General features: G+C 43.2%; 20 protein-coding genes. 14 read left to right on the top strand and 6 right to left on the bottom strand.

All coding sequences use genetic code 11. The features are described from left to right. Positions 1–7: 7 nt before the first annotated feature. From ICN22_RS10660 to ICN22_RS10650, 3 genes are read left to right on the top strand one after another with little or no spacing between them, the layout of a single operon-like run. Positions 8–295 carry a hypothetical protein gene (locus ICN22_RS10660; protein WP_216170937.1) on the top strand — a complete coding sequence of 96 codons (288 nt, stop codon included), beginning with the start codon at positions 8–10 and terminating at the stop codon, positions 293–295. Positions 296–302: 7 nt separating this feature from the next. Continuing rightward, on the top strand, positions 303–2210 hold the full coding sequence (locus tag ICN22_RS10655; protein ID WP_216170935.1) for a DUF3857 domain-containing transglutaminase family protein: 1908 nt from the start codon (positions 303–305) through the stop codon (positions 2208–2210). Then, positions 2203–2520 (top strand): hypothetical protein, encoded by a 318-nt coding sequence (locus tag ICN22_RS10650; RefSeq protein WP_216170933.1) that lies wholly within the window; start codon positions 2203–2205, stop codon positions 2518–2520. Before ICN22_RS10655 ends, ICN22_RS10650 begins: the two co-directional genes overlap by 8 nt. A gap of 207 nt (positions 2521–2727) precedes the next feature. On the opposite strand, the gene ICN22_RS10645 is transcribed toward ICN22_RS10650, so the two are convergent. Both ICN22_RS10645 and ICN22_RS10640 read right to left on the bottom strand, forming a co-directional pair. Then, positions 2728–3330: a hypothetical protein gene (locus tag ICN22_RS10645; protein ID WP_216170926.1), complete on the bottom strand. Its 603-nt coding sequence runs from the start codon at positions 3328–3330 to the stop codon at positions 2728–2730. After that, positions 3323–3802 carry a hypothetical protein gene (locus ICN22_RS10640; protein WP_216170925.1) on the bottom strand — a complete coding sequence of 160 codons (480 nt, stop codon included), beginning with the start codon at positions 3800–3802 and terminating at the stop codon, positions 3323–3325. Before ICN22_RS10640 ends, ICN22_RS10645 begins: the two co-directional genes overlap by 8 nt. A 218-nt stretch (positions 3803–4020) precedes the next feature. On the opposite strand from ICN22_RS10640, the gene ICN22_RS10635 reads away from it, so the two are divergent. The 5 genes from ICN22_RS10635 to ICN22_RS10615 are packed head-to-tail and all read left to right on the top strand — an operon-like array spanning position 4021 to position 12653. After that, positions 4021–5502 (top strand): ATP-binding protein, encoded by a 1482-nt coding sequence (locus tag ICN22_RS10635; protein WP_216170923.1) that lies wholly within the window; start codon positions 4021–4023, stop codon positions 5500–5502. Next, positions 5499–8267, top strand: a complete 2769-nt coding sequence (locus ICN22_RS10630) for a Z1 domain-containing protein (protein ID WP_216170921.1) — start codon at positions 5499–5501, stop codon at positions 8265–8267. Before ICN22_RS10635 ends, ICN22_RS10630 begins: the two co-directional genes overlap by 4 nt. Beyond that, the gene (locus tag ICN22_RS10625; RefSeq protein WP_216170919.1) at positions 8260–9225 is read left to right on the top strand and encodes a PD-(D/E)XK motif protein; all 966 of its coding nucleotides are present in this window, start codon (positions 8260–8262) and stop codon (positions 9223–9225) included. The genes ICN22_RS10630 and ICN22_RS10625 overlap by 8 nt, the downstream gene beginning before the upstream one ends. Then, positions 9218–11272, top strand: coding sequence for an AIPR family protein (locus ICN22_RS10620; RefSeq protein WP_216170917.1), 2055 nt, complete (start codon positions 9218–9220; stop codon positions 11270–11272). The genes ICN22_RS10625 and ICN22_RS10620 overlap by 8 nt, the downstream gene beginning before the upstream one ends. Positions 11273–11321: 49 nt before the next feature. Continuing rightward, complete coding sequence (locus ICN22_RS10615; RefSeq protein WP_216170915.1) at positions 11322–12653, top strand: ATP-binding protein; 1332 nt, start codon at positions 11322–11324, stop codon at positions 12651–12653. On the opposite strand, the gene ICN22_RS10610 is transcribed toward ICN22_RS10615, so the two are convergent. The 4 genes from ICN22_RS10610 to ICN22_RS10595 all read right to left on the bottom strand — a co-directional run bounded on the left by ICN22_RS10610 (position 12654) and on the right by ICN22_RS10595 (position 15545). Beyond that, entirely contained in the window at positions 12654–14192 is a 1539-nt protein-coding gene (locus ICN22_RS10610) for a DNA cytosine methyltransferase (protein ID WP_216170913.1), read from the bottom strand. 9 nt (positions 14193–14201) lie between these two features. Beyond that, positions 14202–14951 carry a protein NO VEIN domain-containing protein gene (locus ICN22_RS10605; protein ID WP_216170911.1) on the bottom strand — a complete coding sequence of 250 codons (750 nt, stop codon included), beginning with the start codon at positions 14949–14951 and terminating at the stop codon, positions 14202–14204. Beyond that, positions 14948–15259, bottom strand: coding sequence for a hypothetical protein (locus tag ICN22_RS10600; RefSeq protein WP_216170909.1), 312 nt, complete (start codon positions 15257–15259; stop codon positions 14948–14950). The genes ICN22_RS10605 and ICN22_RS10600 overlap by 4 nt, the downstream gene beginning before the upstream one ends. A gap of 76 nt (positions 15260–15335) precedes the next feature. Continuing rightward, a complete protein-coding gene (locus tag ICN22_RS10595) occupies positions 15336–15545 on the bottom strand; it encodes a helix-turn-helix transcriptional regulator (protein ID WP_215359139.1) in 210 nt (69 codons plus the stop codon). A gap of 551 nt (positions 15546–16096) precedes the next feature. Between ICN22_RS10595 and ICN22_RS10590 the strand changes: the two genes are divergently transcribed. Genes ICN22_RS10590 through ICN22_RS10565 form a run of 6 tightly spaced genes read left to right on the top strand, consistent with a single transcriptional unit; the run spans position 16097 to position 22204 of the window. Next, on the top strand, positions 16097–17038 hold the full coding sequence (locus ICN22_RS10590; protein ID WP_216170907.1) for a YdaU family protein: 942 nt from the start codon (positions 16097–16099) through the stop codon (positions 17036–17038). Then, positions 17028–17270: a hypothetical protein gene (locus ICN22_RS10585; protein ID WP_216170904.1), complete on the top strand. Its 243-nt coding sequence runs from the start codon at positions 17028–17030 to the stop codon at positions 17268–17270. The genes ICN22_RS10590 and ICN22_RS10585 overlap by 11 nt, the downstream gene beginning before the upstream one ends. Further along, positions 17267–17671 (top strand): hypothetical protein, encoded by a 405-nt coding sequence (locus ICN22_RS10580; protein ID WP_216170902.1) that lies wholly within the window; start codon positions 17267–17269, stop codon positions 17669–17671. The genes ICN22_RS10585 and ICN22_RS10580 overlap by 4 nt, the downstream gene beginning before the upstream one ends. A gap of 17 nt (positions 17672–17688) precedes the next feature. Continuing rightward, positions 17689–18996: a terminase large subunit domain-containing protein gene (locus tag ICN22_RS10575; protein ID WP_216170900.1), complete on the top strand. Its 1308-nt coding sequence runs from the start codon at positions 17689–17691 to the stop codon at positions 18994–18996. A gap of 48 nt (positions 18997–19044) precedes the next feature. After that, positions 19045–20991, top strand: coding sequence for a hypothetical protein (locus tag ICN22_RS10570; RefSeq protein ID WP_216170898.1), 1947 nt, complete (start codon positions 19045–19047; stop codon positions 20989–20991). Beyond that, on the top strand, positions 20972–22204 hold the full coding sequence (locus ICN22_RS10565) for a hypothetical protein (RefSeq protein ID WP_216170896.1): 1233 nt from the start codon (positions 20972–20974) through the stop codon (positions 22202–22204). Before ICN22_RS10570 ends, ICN22_RS10565 begins: the two co-directional genes overlap by 20 nt. The last annotated feature ends 18 nt before the right edge of the window (positions 22205–22222 follow it).

The raw sequence follows: 22222 nt of genomic DNA, 5'->3' as shown, positions 1-22222 counted from the left end.
GAACCCCGTGATCAGCTCCCTTGTATTCATTGCCCTCATGCCGCTCCAGGTATCACCAGCTGGAAAGTCGGGCGTACCTCTCTCCACCCCATTAGCGGTTGCTGCTTATGTCGATGCCTCAAAGATCCTAGGCTTGCCTAAATTTAGGCTCAGGGATCGAAATGGTAATCCTTACCTTCCAGATAAGACTCTATTGCAAGAGCCATTAGCCATAGTTCATGACAGTGCAGGAATTATTTTTACAAATGAAGTAAACAAACGAAAGGCTTACATACAGTCGTATGTAAGACGTTAAGGATCCTATGAAATTTGTACTTCAGTCAATCAGTAGCCTAGGAGCGGTTCTTCTAGGATTTCTATTGCTAGCTAACGTAGGCATTACTAGCGCAGGCAGAGGGGAGCTTGAATCCCTCTCAGCAGTAGAGCGAGCGGTAATCACTGAAACTATTCAAGCTGATGGCACTGTAGTTGAAATTGATGAACTAACTACGCTAGTTAAATCCCAATTGGTAGTTGATACAGAGTCTCAGGCGGATCTGCCATATAACTCAACGCTATCGAAGCTAGAAGTCCTAGAGGCTTACACCATTACCCCTAAGGGCGAGAAGATACCCGTAGCACCCAATGCCATTAGAACCGTGGAGGATGACAACAGCACTGGGGCAGCAATGTTCTCAGACCAGAAGCACAAGATCATCATCTTTCCAAAGGTAACCCCTGGATCCAAGACTTATTACAAAACCAAGCTAACTACCTTTAAGCCTCTATTGCCAGGATACTTTTATACCCGCCTAACATTTTCTCCGAATGCAGAGGTATTGTCTTATGAGTACAACTTAAATTATCCCGAAAGCCTAAAGCTCTACAGCGACGTAAAAGACGTTAAGCAAACTAGGGATGAGGTAATAGATGGTGTGCACCATGTGAGCTATACCTATCAAAACCTGAAGATGAAAAAGAAGGAGCAGCTGCAGGTGGCTAGCAGCGATTTTGCTCCGCATATCTATATTTCAACTTTTTCTAACCAGGAAGAGTTTGCTAAAGCCTATGAGGCTCGTATAGCGGATAAGTCATTAGTAACTCCCGAGATTCAGAAGATGGCTGATGAAATTACTAAAGACGTGGATAAGAAGGTGGCTGCAGATAAGTCGCTGAACCTAAAAAAGGAGCAGGCTCGAGCGCTTTATAACTGGGTATCGCGAAACATCCGCTATGTAGCTATCTACCTTGGGGACGGAGGCATCGTGCCCCATGACGCCACAAGTATTCTGAAGAACCGTTATGGCGACTGCAAGGATCACAACGCCCTGCTAATAGCCTTGCTAGCTGCAAAAGGTATCAATGCAAGTAGCGCCTTAATTAACTCAGGCGTGGCTTATACGCTCCCCAAATATCCTGTAATCGGACCGTTTAATCATGTCATTACCTACATACCAGCCTGGGACCTCTATTTGGACTCTACGGCAGAGATGGCGCCATTTGGTACTTTGCCATCAAGTGAGATAGATAAGCCGACCTTGTTAACTAAGCTAGCAAAAGTGGGACATACACCAAAGCCAAAAAAGGAAGACAGCAAAATCATTACCGGAATCACTATGCAAATAGAGAAGGACGGTCATATTAAAGGCAAAACGCACACAATGTATTTTGGTGGCGCTGAGATTAATGCGCGATATAGATATGAGGGCGCAGAAACCACGCTTTCAGAAAAGCTCGTTAGAAGTGACCTCGCTAAGTTTAGGCAGACTGGTGAAGGTAAGATCACAACCAGCTACGTATACGACCTTAATGAGCCGTTTACGACAAATACAGAGTTCACGTTAGATGCTATTGCTAATGTTCCAGGGCCTGGAGCTATAGCCATACCTGTTGGCCTCGCGCCAGGAGAGCTGGCGCTGATAGCAAATGATAGGCCTCCAGAGAAATTTACAGTTCCCTATACATGTGCCACTAAGTGGATAGGGGAGAGCTACAAGATTGGATTTCCAAGCAATGCTAAGGTAACTCGCATTCCGCCAAATACGAGCTATAAGAAGGGCGGCATAGAGTATGAGTCAACTTACGAAGAATCTAAAAATGTTGTCTCTGTTACAAGAGTCTTGAAAGTGCAAAGGCCTGGTGCTGTATGTCAGCCCGAAGAGCTGCAGAAGTGGAGAGACTTTTACCAAGTCTTTATTAAGGATATTAGGGGGCAAATTTTTTATGACTAATAAGGAATCGTTAATTGCATTTGTATCTTCTGAGGAGGGGATATGTCCTTTGCCGCAAGAATGGATGATGCTTTCTAAAATCATTGGTAAGAATGCTCCGGGCCATAGTCTGACGCCATTAATACTGGCAGGCTGGGAATTTTCATCGGATGCTCAAAAACGTGAGCGGTTAATTGCTCAAATTGAATATGCGCATTGTCAAAGTGTTGATGTAGCGAATGAATTTAGCAGGCTACTATACTCATTTGATGATGTTCAGTGGCATAAAGGTAGCGAGCCACCAAGCTCTAAAAGTTGCGATGGAATGTAAAGCAGCCGGTCTTTCCCGGCTGTCCACTTGCTCTCATTCTGAAAGGAGCACCCAATTAATGGTTGCAGAAAAGAATGCACAAGCTGGTATGGTTTTTTCATGAAAAGACAATGTCTTTTGATCTTCGGGTACTCATACCTAATCCCGGCGATCACAAACAAACAATCAATAAAGTAATTAAAGCAGCTTAATAGCTCAAAAAATGAGCTAGTCACGTTCTGTTATGAATTCACCGAAGATTTGGCCGTGGCGTACCTTTGCATACCCACTGACTTCCCCGGAGCAGGCTCTTCCAAGCATCCCCGTATTGCTGCCCTTGGGGATGCGAAATACCCAAAGCTCATCACCTGGCTCTAGCATGTCGGACAAGAAGTATCCCCAGGCCGTATTAAGATGGCCGAATGGGAGTTTTGGGGTTTTACCCAGCGGGTCATGAATAAAGCTTGTGCTCTCAGCATCTTCCGGGCTTATTTGATTCACTAGGTATTCGGGCGCGCAGAAGAAGTGAGGTTTATCACGCTCTAGAGCATTGGAGGCTTCCTTCCTGGAATCAATAATCCACCAGATCAAGAAGCCTGGCCACCCAAATAGTATGCAAAGGACCGCAATCGAATAAACAAATACATTCTCGAGATGTTGTTTGAGGCTAGTCTCACGTCCCATAGCCTTTAATAGGCTGCGTGCAAATTCAGATGGACGATCTTTATAAGTCTTTGCTAGGTTGTAGATCAGCGCTACTAGCCCTGGGAGTACATAGATGCTTAACCATTCTTTCCAGCCTAAGTGAAGCGAGTTCATAAAGTTAATCATGCTTCTTCCTTAGCAGGGATAGGTCAGTAGCAGGGTCAGTCCCATTGTTTGGTATGGAGTTATGCCGAGCATGCTTATCAATTAAGACGCCTTGCTTGAAGTTCATTAGCAGGTCGTATTCATAGATGCTTGCATATCCTCCATGTACGTACTTCAGCAGGGCGCCTTGTGGACAGCGTAGTTGTCCGCTAAACCAGTGTGCAAAAACCTGATCAAATCCTGGGAAAACATCTTGCAAGGTCAAAATCTCCTCGTAAGTCTTGTGCGCCGCAAGCTTCACTAAGTAAAGGCGCTCCAGTCCATCTGATTCAGATTGCTTAATTTCCCAAGTGCCGTGGTAGCCCCTCCAGTTTGCAGTACTAGGGGATACAAAGCGAATTTGAGACTGTTGCACATAGAGTGAGAGTGGATTGCTACATAGGGGGATAGTTTTACCCTCGTAGATTAGTGTTTCTGAAAATTGAGCTGTCATTAAGTTGCCTCATTTATCTTTTTAATAAGCCTTTTATAAGTTACTTAGGGCTCAAAAGATGAGCTAGAAAAAAATAATTGAATATTTTTGCAATGAGGCTGGAAAACAGGCATTTACAGGTGGTTTGTTATTGTCAATAAGGTAATATTAATTAGTTATAGATTACTTAATAGATTTATTAAATTTCCCAAATAATCGGCAAGAAAACAATAAGATACATGCGAATTTCTAATCCCCCCAACGCATCATCATTGATGGCAACTGCCCGAAGTTTTGGTAACTATGACCTTGCAGCAGCACTTGCAGATCTCATTGATAACAGCATCAGAGCTGAAGCAAGAAAGGTTTCAATCCTTTTTGAGCCCGTAGAGAAAGATGTTGTAGTTCGTATCAGGGATGATGGAATGGGTATGGGTAGGGACGAGTTAGTTGCAGCCATGCGGCCAGCCAGCGCAAATCCAGAGGATCCACGTGAACTGAATGATTTAGGTAGATTTGGCTGGGGTTTGAAATCAGCATCTTTATCGCAGGCTAGGGTGCTAACGGTTGTCTCATGGAGAGGCTCGGAAAGCACTGCTGCAATTTGGGATATTGATAATTTAGAAGATTGGTCAATGGAGTTATTGGTTGGCGATGATGCACTCAAGTTATTAGGAGCCCCGCCAAATTCCAACTCTGGTACTGAAGTAATTTGGAGTAGATGCGATCGCTTGCTTGATCAGGACATTTCATCAACCCTTGATGAGCAGCTGAATGAAAAGATATCGCATGCAAGCAAGCAACTTTCATTAATCTTCCATCGCTACCTATCAGGTGATGCGGGAAATAAGCTTGCCATTGAGATGCAAGGTTATGTATTGAAGCCCATAGATCCGTTTATGAGCCATCACCCAGCAACTCAAACAGTTGATGAGGACCAAATTAAGTTAAGAGGCAAGGAAGAAATTACGGTACAGCCTTTTATCATTCCTCACTTTTCAAAGTTGACTGTCGAAGAAAGGGAAATGCTGGGCGGGGATGAGGGCCTGGTTAGGAATCAAGGTTTCTATGTGTATAGAAATAAACGACTCATTATTTATGGAACATGGTTCCGTCTAATGCCTCATGGGGAGCTATCTCAATTAATGAGGGTTCGGGTGGATTTGCCAAATACATTAGACAAGGATTGGAAAATTACACTCGATAAATCTGATGCTCAGCTTCCGGTTGTATTAAGGACGGGCCTAAAGGAGTTGCTCCGAAAATTTGGCAAGAGATCTGTAAGTGCCAATAGGAGAAGGGGTGTAGAACTTACGATAGACAAAAAGGAGCCCGTTTGGAAAAGGGTCGCCTATAACGGGAGAATTCGCTATCAAATTAATCGTGACCATCCTTTTATTTGGGAGCTAATAGCGGAATCTCAGGATTCAGAGATTGCAAGAGAGGCGCTTAAGCTTATCGAGTCCTATATACCAACTGAGGCCATGATTAAGGACAGAGAAGACAATCAATTAGAACAAGTACAGGCTATTACCGACCCAGAAATATTTGAAGTCTTAATTGACGCTTGTTTTATGGCATGTCTTAGACAAACTGGCAGACAGCCAACGCTGAATGAATTCTTAGAGTTTGCAAATAAGATGGAGCCTTTTAGTAGTCAATGGAAGTATTCCGAGAGCTACATAAAAAATAACATAAAAGAAAAATGGGGTTTGGTATGAATGAAGCTGAATTTAGAGCAAAGCTAAATTACATTCGCGAGCTTATAGATGCTGAATTAAATGGGCAAAGAGTAGTACCAATTGGATATCTAGACCAAGCGGTTAGGCAGCATGGCGTAATTTTTAGCTTATCCGAAAGTGATGTTGAGAGATTCGTTAAGCACTTAGAAACAATTTATGGCACAACTCAAGAAAATGGCCACATACTAAAAAAGAACTTTGTAAAGTGGTATGAGAAGGAAAAGAAAAATATTGACTTCCATTATTGGGAGAGATTGCGGGCATATTGGATTCAAAAAACAATCCTGCCAAAGGCAGTCGTTAATTCTGTAGATGATGTTAGCGATGAAATCATGGAGTTTTTAGGAAATCCTCGAGATAAAGAGTCTTGGAACAGGAGGCGCGGCTTGGTTATGGGCCACGTTCAAATGGGAAAAACTACCAATTATTCCGCTTTGATATCAAAGGCAGCTGATGTGGGTTACAGAATTATTATTGTGTTGGCAGGCCAAACTAATTCCCTGAGATATCAAACCCAAGTTCGACTTGACAAAGCTTTTGTCGGCAAATCATCGGTCAGCGATTCAACTCACACAAAAATATATGAAGTCGCCAATATTCTTAAATATGAGAATCCGGACTATGTGCCTAGATATCCATTTTGTGGAACTACACAATTGTCAGACTTCAATACAGCTACTGCCGGTGCTGTAGGAGCGCATCAAGGAACATTTGCCGAGCCAATACTCTTTGTAACTAAAAAGAATCCTAAGGTGCTTGAAAAGATCGCGGATTGGCTTAAGGGATTAAACAACGGCGCAGAGCTAGACGGCCCAATGTTACTGATCGATGATGAGGCTGATAACGCAAGCGTTAATACAAATGCAAATGCCAATCAAGCTACTGAAATAAATAAAAAAATCCGACAGATTTTAAAGACATGTAGGCAGTCTACTTACGTTGGTTATACCGCTACTCCTTTTGCAAATATCTTTATTGACCCAGAGTCGGCTGATGAGATGCTAAATGAGGACCTATTTCCTGCTGATTTTATAAAATCACTTGATCCTCCTGATAACTATGTCGGTTCGCACCGACTATTCACCGATGAGGGTGACTTATTAGAGGCATGTGTCAGACCCATTCCAAATGACTATCAGGATCTATTGCACCTGAAGCATAAATCTACGCATGAGATTGAAGGGCTTCCGCCAAGTCTTAAAGAAGCGGTCATGGAGTACATACTATTCAGGGCCATAAGACTAGCCGATGGTAATGGCACTTCACATTCATCCATGTTAATTAACGTAAGTAGATTTAACTACGTACAGCAGCAAGTTAAAGAGCATGTGGATGAATTGTTAAAGCTTGCATCTGATGCGGTTAGGTCATGGGCTCTTGCTGATTGGAGGAAATCCTCAATATTGAACGAGCTCCATCGTGTTTGGGAGCTTGAATATGAGAATGTTGTAAGTGCTGATATAGATTGGGATTTGATTAGAACCAAGTTATTGGACGCTATCAACTCCATTCAAACAAAATTAGTCAACATGAAAGGCGTATCAATTGACTATGAAAAAGCTCCTCCCGAGGGGTTGCATCTGATTGCAATTGGTGGCTTAGCTCTTGCACGAGGTTTGACTCTTGAGGGATTGGCTATTTCCTATGCCCTGAGAAATATTGGTGCTGCCGACACTCTCCTGCAGATGGGTAGATGGTTTGGCTACAGACCTGGGTTTGAGAAACTTTGTAGAATTCACGCAACTCAAGACTTAATAGACGACTTTGCCTCAATTAGTGAATCGGTCGAAGAGTTGAGGGTTGATTTCCAAAGGATGGCATTGCTGGGTAAGACCCCATTTGATTTTGGCTTAAAGGTAAGGCAGAGTAAGACTGGGATATCAATTACTGCAGCAAATAAAATGCGTACTGCAACACAAATTTCACTCGCAGAAGACTTCTCTACTAGACACGTTCAGGCGCACTCATTAAGTGATGACCCTGCGGTAAATAATAGGAATATGAAATTAGTTAAGGAGTTCATGGAAATTCTCAATAGGGATTTCTCGAAAGACTACGAAAACGATGTAAAAAATAAAGCTCTAGTTTGGAAAAAAATTCCAGGGAAGCTTGTTATTGAGTTCATTAAAAAAGTTAACTTCCCTCAGACCGAGTTTGACGTCATTTCAGCAGATGGGACTAGTCTTTTAACCTCTTATATTGAGGATCGGTTAGGTAGTGAATTAAGCCATTGGGATATAGGGATACCCTATGTATCTGCAGGTAAGTCTAGCGCGCTTAAGTTTCCAATTGAATTGGATAAGCCGGTCTTCTGTAGAACTAGAAGTGGTACAGTCCGCGAGTCCGAAACAGTCATTAAAGTAAATAAGAAAAATGCTGTTGCATTCGGCGTAGATGATTTTTGCTTGGGAGAAGACCCGGTTAAATATGAGCTACGCGTTGAAGAATTGATGAAAAAAGCCGAATCGGGTGATCAGGATGAGGCAAGTCCATCCAGAACTTGGGCGCATTCGGTAGCAAGAACGCATCCGCTTTTATTGATTCACTTTATTCAGCTAGAGCCGCCAGAAGGCTTTTCAATGAAGCTCTCTAAAGAAGACCCGGTTGTATCAATGGGAATTTTGCTCCCTGGAACAGAGATTAAGTGTAAAGAACGAAAGTATCAAGCCTCTAAACGCTTAATTGCCATGATTCAAGCCTTACGTGAAGAAGCTGTTACAGACGAGGTAATCGAAGATGAATGATTTTGAATCTCAATGGATTGCGCTTGGAGCAAAACACCATTCGTCTGGAAGGCTAAGAGTATATCCAGATCATCAGCTAGATTTTTTTATTGATTACGCTCTAAATGGTGATAGAGAGTTGATCATTGAAGCTAAAGACATTGCTTTTAATTTCCCTGAACTACCTTTTTTTGAGAATTTAGAAGTAATTTTTGCCCAAACATCGGGTGGGTCAAGGATTGGGATTACGTTAACTGATGAGCATTTGTTTAAGAGTTTTACGGTTATGTGCTTTGATATTGCCGAAAGGTCTAAGGGCGGCAAGAATCTAGAGGAATCATTCATGATTGCTCTTGAATGCCTCAGAGATTGGTCGGAGCTTTTCAAGCGCAGGGGAAAGGTTGGATTAACGCGTAACGAAGTAATCGGACTGTGGGGTGAGCTGCATACGCTTGAATCAATACTTCAATCGAATATTGCTCCAAACGAATTAATAGTCCAGGGTTGGAGGGGTCCAAATGGGGACCAGCGAGATATTGGGTTTAATAAAACACGCATTGAGGTTAAGACTCAACTGGCTACAAAGGCTATCAGCCTAAGAATTAGCTCTTTAGACCAGCTTGATGATGGTGGTAATAATTTAAAGCTTGCTTTGAATCGTATTACTCCATCAGACAAGGGATTCTCGGTTATAGAGCTAGCTCAAAGATTATTTCAGCGGTTAGAGGCTAACCGTCTCGCCTACGCTGAATTCGAGAGAAAGATTGTTTTGGCTGGCCTTAGCGAGGACCAGGAAGTGTGTAAGGAAAAATTCGATCTTGATGAGCGCTTAATTTATGAAGTTGCAGACAATTTCCCAAAATTAACCCTTTCTAACGTGTCGGCTGGAATCATCGCAGCTGAATATGTGATCTCAGGGGCCTCAATTACATCTTTTCAAATTGATTGGGACAAGCTTTTGGAGGCCTTAAGTGAGTAATTTGGAGCAAGAGTACTTAAATTTAGCTGAAGATATTGTTATTGGATCTGCGGCCGATGGCATCCCTAAGGTTGAAGAGTTTTTTAAGGTGTTTTCGCAGTTAGCAGCCGAAAACGGTGATTGTCCTGATCTTGCATACTCGCCAATTCTTAGTGGCAGTGGTTACCGCCTTGATGGGTACGCATTTGATATACCCGAAGATACTGCAGGCGCTTCTGGTGATCTGTATCTTGGCGTTTGCGCGTATTTCCAAGACGATAGTCTTCCCACAATCAATGCTAGTGATATAGAGAAAGCTGTTTCGGGGGTAGGGCGCTTTCTTAAACTAGCGCTATCCAGTAAATCGCTCGAAGATTTGGAAGAGTCAAGCTATGACTTCAAGTTAGCTATGCTAATTCGTTCATATGTTGATCAAATTGCAAGAATACGCATCCTAGTCTTTACTAATGCCCATCTAAAAATCCGTAAAAAAGTATTTGAATCATTTGAAATTGACAGGCTAACAGTCCATACAAATACCTTTGACATTGAACGGTATGAAAAAATTGCCGCTACTGGATTTGATCCTGTAGAGATTGACTTAGCAAATGATTTTTCTGGTGGAATTTCATGTATTCAAGCCTCAAGTAACGCGGTAGGCTACAAAAGCTATCTCTTTGCAATCCCAGGACCAATTCTTGCCGATATATTTGCAAACTATGGAAACCGATTGTTAGAGCAAAACGTTCGAACCTATCTTCAGGCAAGGACTGATGTAAATAAAGGAATTCTGAAGACCATTTCAGACGAGCCATCAATGTTTTTTGCCTATAACAATGGTCTGACGGCTACTGCATCGGCTGTTAACACCTCTAATGCGCCCGATGGATCTCTTGTAATTGACTACATTAAAGATTTTCAGATTGTTAATGGTGGTCAAACAACTGCATCGATTTTGTATGCAAGAGATGGCTTGAAATACAACCTCTCAGAGGTATTTGCCCAAGTAAAGTTGTCGGTAGTTGATGAGGCTAAATTAGGTGAAATCGTCCCTAAAATTTCTGAATACGCCAATACTCAAAATAAGGTATCTAAGGCAGATCTAGAGTCTAATAGCGCATTTCAAATAAAGATCGAGCGACTTTCCAAAGAGGTTAACGTGCCTCAAAAGGCTGGAGCTCTTTACGCAACTAAATGGTTCTATGAGCGTTCAAGGGGTCAATACAGAAATTTATTTGCATATAAGACTCAGCCCCAAAGAAATAAGCTGGAGGCCGAATTCCCAAAAACACAACTAATTGAGAAAACAGATCTTGCAAAGTTTGAATTATCTTTTGATGGCAAGCCGTACTACGTGTCAGAAGGCTCCCAAAAGTGTTTCAACAGGTACATCACGGGTCATTTAAAGCAGATGAGTGATGCTGACCTCAATGAAGTCTGGTATAAATGTGTTGTAGCAAAAGGGATTATTTTTAGACAGCTTGATAAGGCTATCGCGCAATCTGAATGGTATAAGAATGATAAGGGTTTAAAGGCTCAAGCACTTACATACACAATTGCTGCATGTGCCCAAGCATTTAGAGATAAAGGTTACCAAATCGATCTTTTGAAGATATGGAAGGAGCAGGAAGTTCCACCTCTTTTACTGGATTGGTTGTTATATCAGGCAAACACAGTACATAAAATTTTGAACTCTCCGCCGGGAATAGTAAAAAATCCCGCGGAATTTTCTAAGAAAGAGTTTTGCTGGACCTTGCATGTAAGGGGCAAAGTTGCAGAGCCGACCCCAGCCGTATTGGATTATGGAGTTCCGCTTGATACTTTTGCAGAGGAGCAGGTAAGCGGGAGAAGAGATGCGCGACGTGATAACGAGCTTGATTTTGAGATTGCATTAGCAAAATTAGTGCCACGAGCTCGTGAGATTAGGGTCATGGCAGAAGAAAAGCGTTTAATTTCAACGAATAATACCCGCGCACTTGAAAAGCTTGAATCAGGAAGATTGTCTTTTACAAAAACAGAAAAAAATGCTCTTAAAAATTTGCTCGAGAGACTTGGTATAGAAGTCTAATCCTTGCTTGTATTGTTTTTTAAGAATTGGAAAAATTAATTTATCTAACATGAATTCACCATCAAACTTAACCCCGAGCGCAAAGCGTCTGATTTCTTCAATGCGTGATCTAGGCTATGAATTTGCAGATGCTGTAGCTGAAATTGTTGATAACTCAATCCAAGCAGGCGCGAATGTTATTCAAGTAAATCTTCAGTTCGATGGGTACGATTCATATTTAACGGTTCTCGATAATGGCGTAGGTATGACGCCCTCTGAAATTAGGGAGGCCATGAGATTTGGCTCAATGAGAGACTATGAACAAGATGACTTGGGTAAATTTGGACTTGGATTAAAAACATCTTCATTAAGTCAATGCGACTCGTTAACCGTCTCTTCTCGTAATTCAGATAAAAAGGTGCAGATCCACTCTTATTCTTGGGACATGGATCATATTAATAAAGTAGATCGATGGGAAATTTTACCCATTGAAGTAGATGATCTCCTGAACCCAGTTGTAGAGCACTTATATTCAACAACCGGAACGGCGGTAACTTGGGAAAAATTAAATCGCTTATTGAATTTTCAAGATCCAGCTGGCGGTAGAGCGGAAAATGATTTTAAGAGACTGACTCAAGACTTGAAGATATCTCTTGGTGCAACATTTCATCGCTATTTAACTGGTGAGCAAAGATCAAAGAAGGTTATGATTTTTGTTAATGGTGATTTAGTTGAGTCTTGGGATCCCTTTTGCCGTACAGAGAAAAATACGGTGGAGCTGGAGTCATTCACGATCCCAATTTCAATGGATGGCAAGAAGGGTTTAGTTAAATTTAGGCCATTTGTTCTCCCTGCTCAGAGTCAATTTTCATCTGCTTCTGCTCATCTTCGTGCTGGCGGTCCAGCGAAGTGGAACAAGCAGCAGGGCTTTTATATTTATAGAGCTGGACGGTTACTGCAAAGCGGAGGCTGGTGTGGTCTGCGTACGTCGGATGAGCACTCAAAACTTGCGCGAGTATTGGTCGAGATTCCTGCGGGTTTTGATGATCTCTTTAAGGTTAATATCTCAAAAATGAAGATTAACTTCCCAAGGGAGATGCGGGAGGAGGTAATTCACAAACTTTCCCCAACACTCAAAAAGGCTAATGATTCATATAGAACTCAGGGCGAAGCCTCTTTTTCGGGAGCCTCTGTTTATGAAGTGAATGACAAGCATTTTGAAAAATTGGTTGGCACTTCACTGTCTAAGCTAGACGCAGACTGGAATTTAAGTCCTGGCACGGTAAAGAATGTGCTGCCCAAGTTATATGGTGAGGCCACTCCAAGCGAAAGAAGATATCTTTTAAGGATATTTAAGAGGCTTGCAGGCGAAGAAAAAATAAACGAGAAGACTTCGGCCTAACTAAGCAGAGGCAAGATTGTTGAAGTAGTAGTCTTCCTCGGTTAGTTCCTTATTTTTGTATCGAGTATTTGCCTCTTCGGCTATAGGGATGAGCGCAAGCGGCCAGCCCGATCTTTTGTAATATGGCGCCAATACATCGCTTGTCCCAAACGGTGGCATATGAACCTCACCCGTTCTATCGAGCGCAGTTTCTGGATGTAGGGTGGGGTGGACGATATGGACTAGGTTCCAGGTAGCTAGAAAGTCCATGGTTGTCATCTTCCCTAAAACGCCAAGATATAGGGATTTGGTTAGCACTTCTAGCTTTTTAATGGCCTTAGTCTTCTCTGAATCCTTAAATTTTGGCCTAGCCTCTGAAGAGGCATTATTTTTTAGATACGCCTTGATGGCAAAACCGATTGCTCTACCAGCCAACGGCGGGACGGCGTTACCAACTTGCTCGTACACATTTCCTCTTTGACCAGAAAATTGGAATGTATCTGGGAAGGACTGAACTCTAGCTGTTTCTCTTGGAGTAAGGGATCTATTTTGAGTTGGATGTATAAACATCAACCCATCTTTTTTTAAGTGGGCAACTATGGTTGAGCAAAGTTCATATCTACTTTGACGTTTGTATTTATCAGCGAATGACTCCATTGAATAAGGCGTTTCCATGACTTCGCCTCTAGTAATCGCACCTTTACTATTTTCACCTTCACGAAGAAGTAAGAAGTCTCGTAAGTCTCTTTCAGAATGAGCCCTGGATACATGCCAAGTTAACTTTTTCGCTTCATCAGCTTGCATAAGATTAATGATGTATCTATCACCATAGTTTTTGAGATGCTTTTTTCTAAGTGCTAAATCATATTTAGACTCAATTGAACCGTCATCAGCCTCTAGAGGAGGCAAATCGCAAATTGCTTCACCCAAGGTAACTATGGGTTCCAGTAAATCATTTTCAGACTCTAAGGAGTGTGTCTTTGCAAGGTAGCGGCTTGGCATAAAAAGCGGCAAACCAACTCGAGTGCCAATAAAAAGTTGGCGAACTCGTTTTTGGGGGACGCCAAATTCCCAGCAATTTATTTGAACTGGCGCTACGGAGTAACCTAAGGCTCTGCTAGCCTCTTGAATCTTGGTGAAATAAATTCCACTTCCCATGCTTTTAATGCCTAAGACGTTTTCCATTACAAAAATCTTGGGTTGGAAAAATTCAACATGCTTTAAAAAGCGCTTGTAAAGATCTCGCCTTGGGTCATCAACAAATTCTTTGCCGAAATTGGCACCACCTTGTGTCCTTGCAGTTGAAAAGCCTTGGCATGGAGGCCCGCCAACCACTAAATCAATCTCCTCTGTGCCTATTATTTCAGCTAGCTCTTCTGGCTCAAATTGGGTCAAGTCACGCTTAAGGCCGACTGGACGCTTATGATTCAAATTAAAGGTCTCAATGGCGGTTTTATTGAAGTCTACGGCAGCAAGGCATTCTAGCCCTGCCATTTCTAGGCCGTAAGATAGGCCTCCACATCCGCTGAATACATCGATAAATTTAAGTTTTTTTGACATTCTGCAATTTTAGGCTATTGCCAGATTCCATCGGATCTGTACCGTAGTGAAGATGTATTTCTTGGGGTTAAGTACTTTCGCTGGGTTTTGGATAATCTTTACAGTTGGGATGGATGAAACATTCTTTATCAATACCAAGAAGTAGTTATCACCCTCTTTTTGGGCTACATCCCATTCTTTGCTAGTAAAGCTAATTCCGCCGGTATCGCCATCCAATCCTTTGACCTCAATAAAGGCTTTTGATTCCCCGCTTATTTCATAGTCATATCCACATCCGTGATCACGTTTGTCAATGATTTCCCCTGGGAGGGGTAAGGCATTTGCTTTATGGAATTCTAGGAAAATCTCCTCAGCCTTTCTCCCGGTAATTCCGCGAACAATAAAGATCGGGTTTGAATTTCGCTCGTCTAATACCTCAATCAAATCAGATGAATTATCGCCATCTAAGGCATTATTGTTCTCAAGTATCTCGAGAACCAAATCCCTTAGCTCTTCTTCCTGAAGGTGCTGGTATAGCTCAACAATTTTTTGTCTGCTTGGCCGTAAGTCCCTTTGATACCAGCCAGCTCTCTTATTGTCATGGAGGGGATCAAATTCATCCCGCATATTTTTAACTGTATTTTTATTAACTTCTAGGGCTCGACCAATCGCTTCATGTGTCTTTGTCTTGGTACCATGATTTAAAGCCTTGTAGGCAGAGTCGTTAAATTTTGAAAGGTAATAAGCAACTACCATAGTCAAATAATTGGATTTTTTCATTTGTATGTCCGATTGGTTATCTCAATACATTTTTGATTTAAATACGCGTACAGATCAAAAATATTGAAATTTTCTTCGCTATTTATACATGGTACATCGCCATAATTAAGGTACTGATTTATTAGAGCCTTTGCATCTTGCCCTCTCTTGATCGACTTATATAGAAAGTTATCGACAATCTGCTTACAGGCTTCTGTAGCTTGGGTGGCGTTATCAAATTCGCCTATTTGGACCCATGGACTTATCTCCATTGCCCCCTTATCGCTAAAAACCTCTACAACAAACTTTTTTACTGTATCGACTTGCATTGTTATCTCCTAAGGTCTTGATGGTACGAATTCACTAGCTCATTGAATGAGCTTAACCTCAGGAGATAGCCATTTTTCAATTGGTGGATTGCCTTGCCCTTTCCCCAATAAAAGTCTGAACTTGCTCAAACGTCCAAAAGGATGACCTGCCAATTTTGATCGGTTTTGGAAATTCACCTTTCTGCACCATGAGCCAAAACTTAGATTTAGAAATCGGCATCATTTTCAGAATTTGAGGAATTCGCATTAAGGTCACGTTCATATCCCTGGATGTGATGTCATTCATGATCATTTCCTTAGCGGGCGCGTTTTACATTTTTACGATAAACCTGCAATGCCATCTTTGCAGAACTCATTTTTGTGTATCCATAAGATCGATACAAGCTATACAAACGAAATGCCACCATTTAATTTAATCTCCTATTGTGTTTTGTTATGAATCGTTTTGTGTGCTGCTGAAGTGCAATGTAGTCAATGAAATTTTGGTGGTCAATCAAATGTCAATACCCACTTTGAAGACGCATATTAATTTTTGACTACAAAAAAATATTTATTCATAGAAGTGACACAAGCCATATAAATAAATGGCTACAGCCCTGTCAGAAGATTCTGATAGCGCAAAGAGAGTGGTGGACATATATAGATCAACAAACACTTCAGATAAATAAAATCATTCTCACAAATTTCTCAAACATGGATTACAGAGAATTGATGAATAAATAAATTAAAGAAAAATTCAGAAAAAACGCGTTTGACGATACGCTTTCCGATTGTTAGATTCATCTCTTGCAAAAAATATTGCACGCAAGAAAAAGAACTACACGGAGACAAATCGAGATGAATTACTACGAGCATCACATTGGAGATTACGCAGAAGCGACTGCGCATCTTACATTCATAGAAGATGCAACTTATAGCCGCCTCATCAGAAAGTACTACGCCACAGAAAAACCAATGCCGTTAGATGTGAAGCTAGTGCAAAGATTAATTAACGCCAGGTCAAAAGAAGAAAAAAATGCAGTTGTCTCCGTCCTCAATGAATTTTTTACCCTTACTGATGATGGCTGGAGACAAGAGCGCTGCGATCATGAAATTGCCCGCTTTAAAGACAAGCAACTCAAGGCTAGGCGGAGTGCAGAAGGCAGATGGCAATCATTTCCATCAGATGAGCATCAACCAGAAATCACCCCAAATATTGGATGCGTTCGCAATGCGACCGCAATGCGAACGCATTGCTCACCAGACACCAAACACCAGTCACCAGTAACCAATCTCCATACACCAGGCAAACAAAACAATGGGGGTGAAAAGGAAAAAATTCCCCAAGGACCACCCATTCCAACGGACGAAGAAAAAGTTTTTCAGGAGCGTATCGAAAAATACAAAAGCTTTGCAGCCATGATCAGCAAGGAGGGTAGAGCTATAGCCGTAGACGACTACCGCATACGAGACATCGTCAATCTTGGGGTAACGGAAGCCGAAGTGGCAGAGGCGATTGCCACAGCAAAGGAAACGCGCATGAAAGTCTCAAACCCAACCCCCATCAATGCTGGCTATGTCTTGGCCATACTCAAAGGGGCGCGTAAGAAGGCAGAAGCTGCTAGCGCAGACGAAGACGCCTGGTGGAAGACCAATGAGGGCATAGACACCAAAGGCAGGGAGCTCTCGATGAAGGCCCAAGGCTCTGAAAGCTACGATTCCTTCAAAACCCGAATCTTTGCCGAACTACACAAGCGAAAAGAGCGCGCAGAAACTATGGAGAAGTCCAATGCAAACTAATCAACCCATTGCGGGCGTCATTGACCGCCTGGACATGGAGGACTTTCCCATTGGATCAAAAGTGAAGACCCCAAGTGGGCGCGTAGGTACCGTCGTAAAGCATCGCGGAGCCCAAAGCCGTCATGACTTATTCCAAAGAATCATCATCGAGTTTGATGAGCCCATTGGTGATTCAGTCGCATTGCAACCCCATCTTTTGAAGCTCATCAAAGAACCAACTGTGACCCCATGATTGAAAACAATCAAAAGAAATCAAAAGGAGGGAAAAGGCCGGGGGCTGGTCGCAAGACTGGCAGCCTAACTAAGCGTACCCGCCAGATTGCTGAGGCTGTTGCTACCCAGGGGATCACACCTCTAGAGGTCATGATGAAGGTGATGCACCAGCTATACGAAGAAGCTAGCAATGTTCAAGAAGAGGAACTTGGCGACAAGACATTAGCAAATGAAGCTCGCATAAAGCTTCTGAACATGGCTGCTACTGTAGGAAGGCACGCTGCACCTTATGTACATCCACGCCTATCAGCCATTGAGCACACTGGCAAAGATGGCGCACCCCTACAAAGTGGGGTCCTAGTCGTGCCAAGCGCTATGAGCATAGATGAGTGGGAGCAAGCTGCCCAAGCAAAACACTAGTGAATTAAACAAAACTAATGAAAACCATCTGGGCACCATTGCCCGGCAGTCAGACTTTGTTTCTGACGTGCCCTGTGTATGAGGTATTGCTCGAAGGCACCAGAGGAGGAGGTAAGACCGATACCTTGTTAATGAGCTATGCCCAACATGTTGGTAAAGGCTTCGGGGATCATTGGCGCGGAACACTCTTTCGCCTGACTTACCCCCAATTGGCTGACGTAGTAGCCAAGAGTAAACGCTGGTTCTATCAAATCTTTCCAGGCGCCAAGTTCAATGAGTCAGATTACGTCTGGAAGTGGCCCACAGGAGAGATGCTGTACTTTCGCTATGGAGCGAATGAGGACGACTACTGGAATTACCACGGCCATGAATACCCATGGCTAGGGTTCGAGGAGCTAACCAACTGGCGAAACCTTTCTTTCTATGAAGCAATGCATTCCACCTGCAGGTCGTCTCATCCTGGTATGCCAAGGATGGTGCGTGCCACCTGCAATCCATTTGGAGTGGGTCATGCATCTGTAAAGGAGAGATTTCAGATTGGAGCTATGCCGGCGGGACAAATCATCAGACAAGAGGGCGCACTACCAAGGGTGCGAATACATTCGACTATCTATGAGAACACGCACCTGCTCAAAAATGATCCCAACTACCTCATGAGTCTTGAGTCACTAAGCGATCCAAACAGGCGTAGGGCATGGCTAGAAGGTGATTGGGATATCCACGTGGGAAGCTTCTTAGAGGGCGTATGGCAACCTTCTAAACACGTTGTAGAACCCTTCGCAATTCCACCAACATGGAAGGTCTGGCGTTCCATGGATTGGGGATACGCTAGGCCATATGCCGTTTACTGGTTTGCTTTATCCAATGATGGAATCTATTACTTATGGAGAGAGCTCTATGGATATGGGGATAAAGAAAACACTGGTACTAGAGAAGATGCAACGGTAGTGGCCGAGAAGGTCAAAAAGATTGAAATTCATGATCAACGCCTCGGATATGAATATCGGATGAACCTTGCTGACCCTTCCATATTTTCCAAGATCGGAGCAGAGCGATCCATTGGTCAAATTTTTAGAGATAAAGGGGTGAAATGGACCGAGGCCTACAACGCACCTAGAAGCAGAGTAAATGGTGCCCAAGAAATCATTCGCCTATTGGCCGAAGGAAGATTAAAAGTTTTTAGTACCTGTAAGCACTGGCTAAGAACCATTCCCCAGTTACCGCCAGACTCATTAAACCCAGAAGACGTAGATACCGATGCTGAGGATCATGCCTGGGATGCCACGAGGTATGGTGTGATGCGAGCTCGAAGAGTTGCTGAATAAATTCAAAATAAATTCTTAAGTTACCCATTTCGAATTTATAAATAGGATGTGCCCCAAGACTCCAAAGCTCTTCAACAAAAGTGGAATGCCCGCATCAAACATGCACGGACTCACTGGACTACCTTTCATAAGCGCGTAAAGCACAACCGCAATACAGTCGCCGGCTTCAATTGGAATGCTGATCCTGCTGGTAAGGAATTTTACGGCCTTAGAGCCAACCTAATTCACGGAACTATCTCGGCAGTCTTGCCTAACGTCTATGCGCGCAATCCAGAGATCTCAATCACTCCAGCCCATGCGGGCGCGGATATCAAACTCTTTTGCAGCACCCTTGAGAAAGTAACCAATAGAGCACTAGAACACGCCCAACTCAAGAATCGAGCCAAGTCGACCGTAAGGGCAGCGCTTACCTGTAGCTTCGGCATCCTAAAGGTGATGTATCAGAGGGATATTTATAGTGAAGCGTTTATTCAGAATCGCATTAACGATCAACAAGAGAACCTGCTCGCTACACAAGATCTCCAACAAGATCTTAAAGACGCTAGCCAAAGAAATCGTCATGAAGAAAAGCTCTCTGAGCTAGAAGAGCAATTGTTGGGAGGGCGAGAGCAATCTGAGGTTTGGGCAGCTGAAGGTCTCGTTATTGATAGAGTCCTCACAGAAAACCTCCTGATTGATCCATCTGTCTGCGAATTTTGGGATTACACCGACGCTGATTGGATGTGCCAGATTATCCCTATGAAGCGAGCGCAGGCTGAGGCTTTATATAAAAAGAATCTCGCTAACGCTAAGATCTACCAAGCAGGCCAAAGTGAACCCTCGCACAAGAAGGCCAAGCGCTTAGCCTCAATGCAACTGGAGGCTGGACCAGTTACAGACGACCAGCAAATAGCTGTCCTAGAGATCTGGGATAGAACTACTCAGCGCGTATACACAATGGTGGAGGGCGGGACCGAATGGTTACGGGAACCCTATTCACCACCTAGGGCAGGAGAGCGCTGGTATCCATTCTTTCTATTGCCTTATCAGGTAGTTGATGGCCAGTTTGTTGGTCCAAGCCTAGTGGATCTAACTGAACGACTACAAGATGAGCATAACGAAGCGCGGGATCGATTCAATCAGCATAGAGATCTTTGTATTCCAGGATGGGTGGCCTCTGCTGATATCAATGAGAAGACGATCAAGAAGCATTCTGATTCTCGATTTGGCGAGATCACAATTGTCGATACCGAAGGCAAGCCTCTTAACCAGGTGATTATTCCCAGAGGTCACCCTAAGATCGACCCGATCGTCTATGACACCAGTGCAGTGCGCTATGACTGGGAGCAAGTCACAGGCTTGCAAGATGCTGCGCGCTCTACAGTGGTCAGACCCAAGACAGCAACCGAAGCCAATATTTTGCAAAGAGCCTTATCGGGACGCGTATTCGAATTCAAAGACCAGATAGAAGATTGGCTGCAAGAGATAGCGCAATACAGCGCCCAGATTCTATTGCAAGAACTTACAAGTGAACAGGTAGAGCGCTATATGGGTGTGCCAATTACTAGAACGACCATGGTCGATGGCCGACTCACCATCACAAAAGAGAAAACCTATGACTGGCCAACACTTACCAAAGATCGAATCTTTGACATGGTCGATCTCAGAATCAGAGCGGGCACTACCGGTGCACCGGATGGCATAGAAGAAAAAGAAGGTTGGTTGAAAGTCCTGCCAATAATTACGAATCTATCAATTCAAATTCAAAACCTACAAGCTAGAGGAATGGATTACGAACATATCCGTAATCTCCTACGGGAAACTGTCTTGCGATATGACGATCGTATCGATTCAAATCTATTTATACCGAATGTAGAAAAGCAAGCGGAGGGATATGTCGACCCCAACTTTGGAGTCAATCTATTTTCGGAGGGGCAACGAAGAGTCAATAACGAGATAAGTAGCGAGCGTAATTCATTAAAAGAGGAGATCAGCAATGACGCAGGTAGCAAATGAGGTAACTGGCTTTAAATCAGAGGTTCTCAGCAATGGTGGATCCATTCAAAGAGCTCAAAATAGGGAAGAGCTAAAAGAACGCGAGCGCTTGAGAAAAGAGGCTGAAGACAAACATGCGGCTGAAGTACACGCCAGGCGAATAAAGGCAAGAGAAGAGCGTGATCTGAAGTTAGCAGAAAGAGCGGCAGCTCAGAAGGCATCCGATGAAGAAAAGGTAAAAAAAGCTCAAGAGCAAGCAGTTGCCAAATTAGCTAAAGAGCAGGAAGCTGAAAAGCAAAAGGCGCTCAGGGCACAAAAAGCAGAGCCTAAAAGTCAGGCCACAAGCTTGCTTGATGACCTTAGTAAAGCAACCAAGCCCAGCGCATCTCTTGCTCAAATATCTGAGGATATTGAAGAGGGAGAAGAGTTAGAGGATTCAGAGGTTGAGCCAATCTTTGCTCCAGTCAAGGGTGAGGTGCAGGTACCTGCCATGATGACCGCTCCTGAAGGCGAACTAGAGCCTCAAGCTTATGACCTGGGAGAGTTATTGCCTGCACCAGCTGCCATCACTGTAGATGTACTCCCACAGCCAGCCATTCAGACTGAAAGCGCAGAAGAATTCATCAATCGGGTGTTGAACCCTGGAGCTGAGGATTCGAGCCCCGAGAACAAAAACAAGCCTAATGAAGAAGCCTCTGGCGACATCAAGTCAAAGCGTGGCTGCGAACGGATCCAAAAGATCATTAATGAAAAGCGAGATCTAGAAAAGCAAGTTGAAGATTTACAAGTTAAGGTGGTCAGCTTGCAAGATGTCATACGTAAATATGAGATCGAGAGTCAATTTGTTGATAACACTATGGCGCTCACTACCAAGCAGAAGAAACCTGCCGAACTAATCTCAGAGGCTAAGCATCAAATCATCAAATACTTAAACTCTCGAGAAGATGAGATTGATCATTCAGCTAAGGCTCAATGCTTTTACAAGTATTTAACTGATCCGTTTTACATGCAGGTGTTTGTGCAAACCAATAAACCAGAGCAATGGCAATCTACGATTGAATCCATCTACGACTCAATAGGGATGCCAGAGCCTAGCTTCGCCAACGCAAAGATCACGCCACTGCAGACACTTCAACCTATTCGGGCGCGAACATCCACCTTAGGTGCGCCACTGGCTAGCTCCGAAAACCCGATGGATCGGATTGCCCAGCATTTAGGCAATATGGGGATATAGATAGGTCTGAATTACATG

This window comes from Polynucleobacter bastaniensis, assembly GCF_018882205.1.
GTDB lineage: Bacteria > Pseudomonadota > Gammaproteobacteria > Burkholderiales > Burkholderiaceae > Polynucleobacter > Polynucleobacter bastaniensis.
Note: the sequence above shows the minus strand (reverse complement) of the source record. Positions and strands in the feature narration are given on the sequence as shown.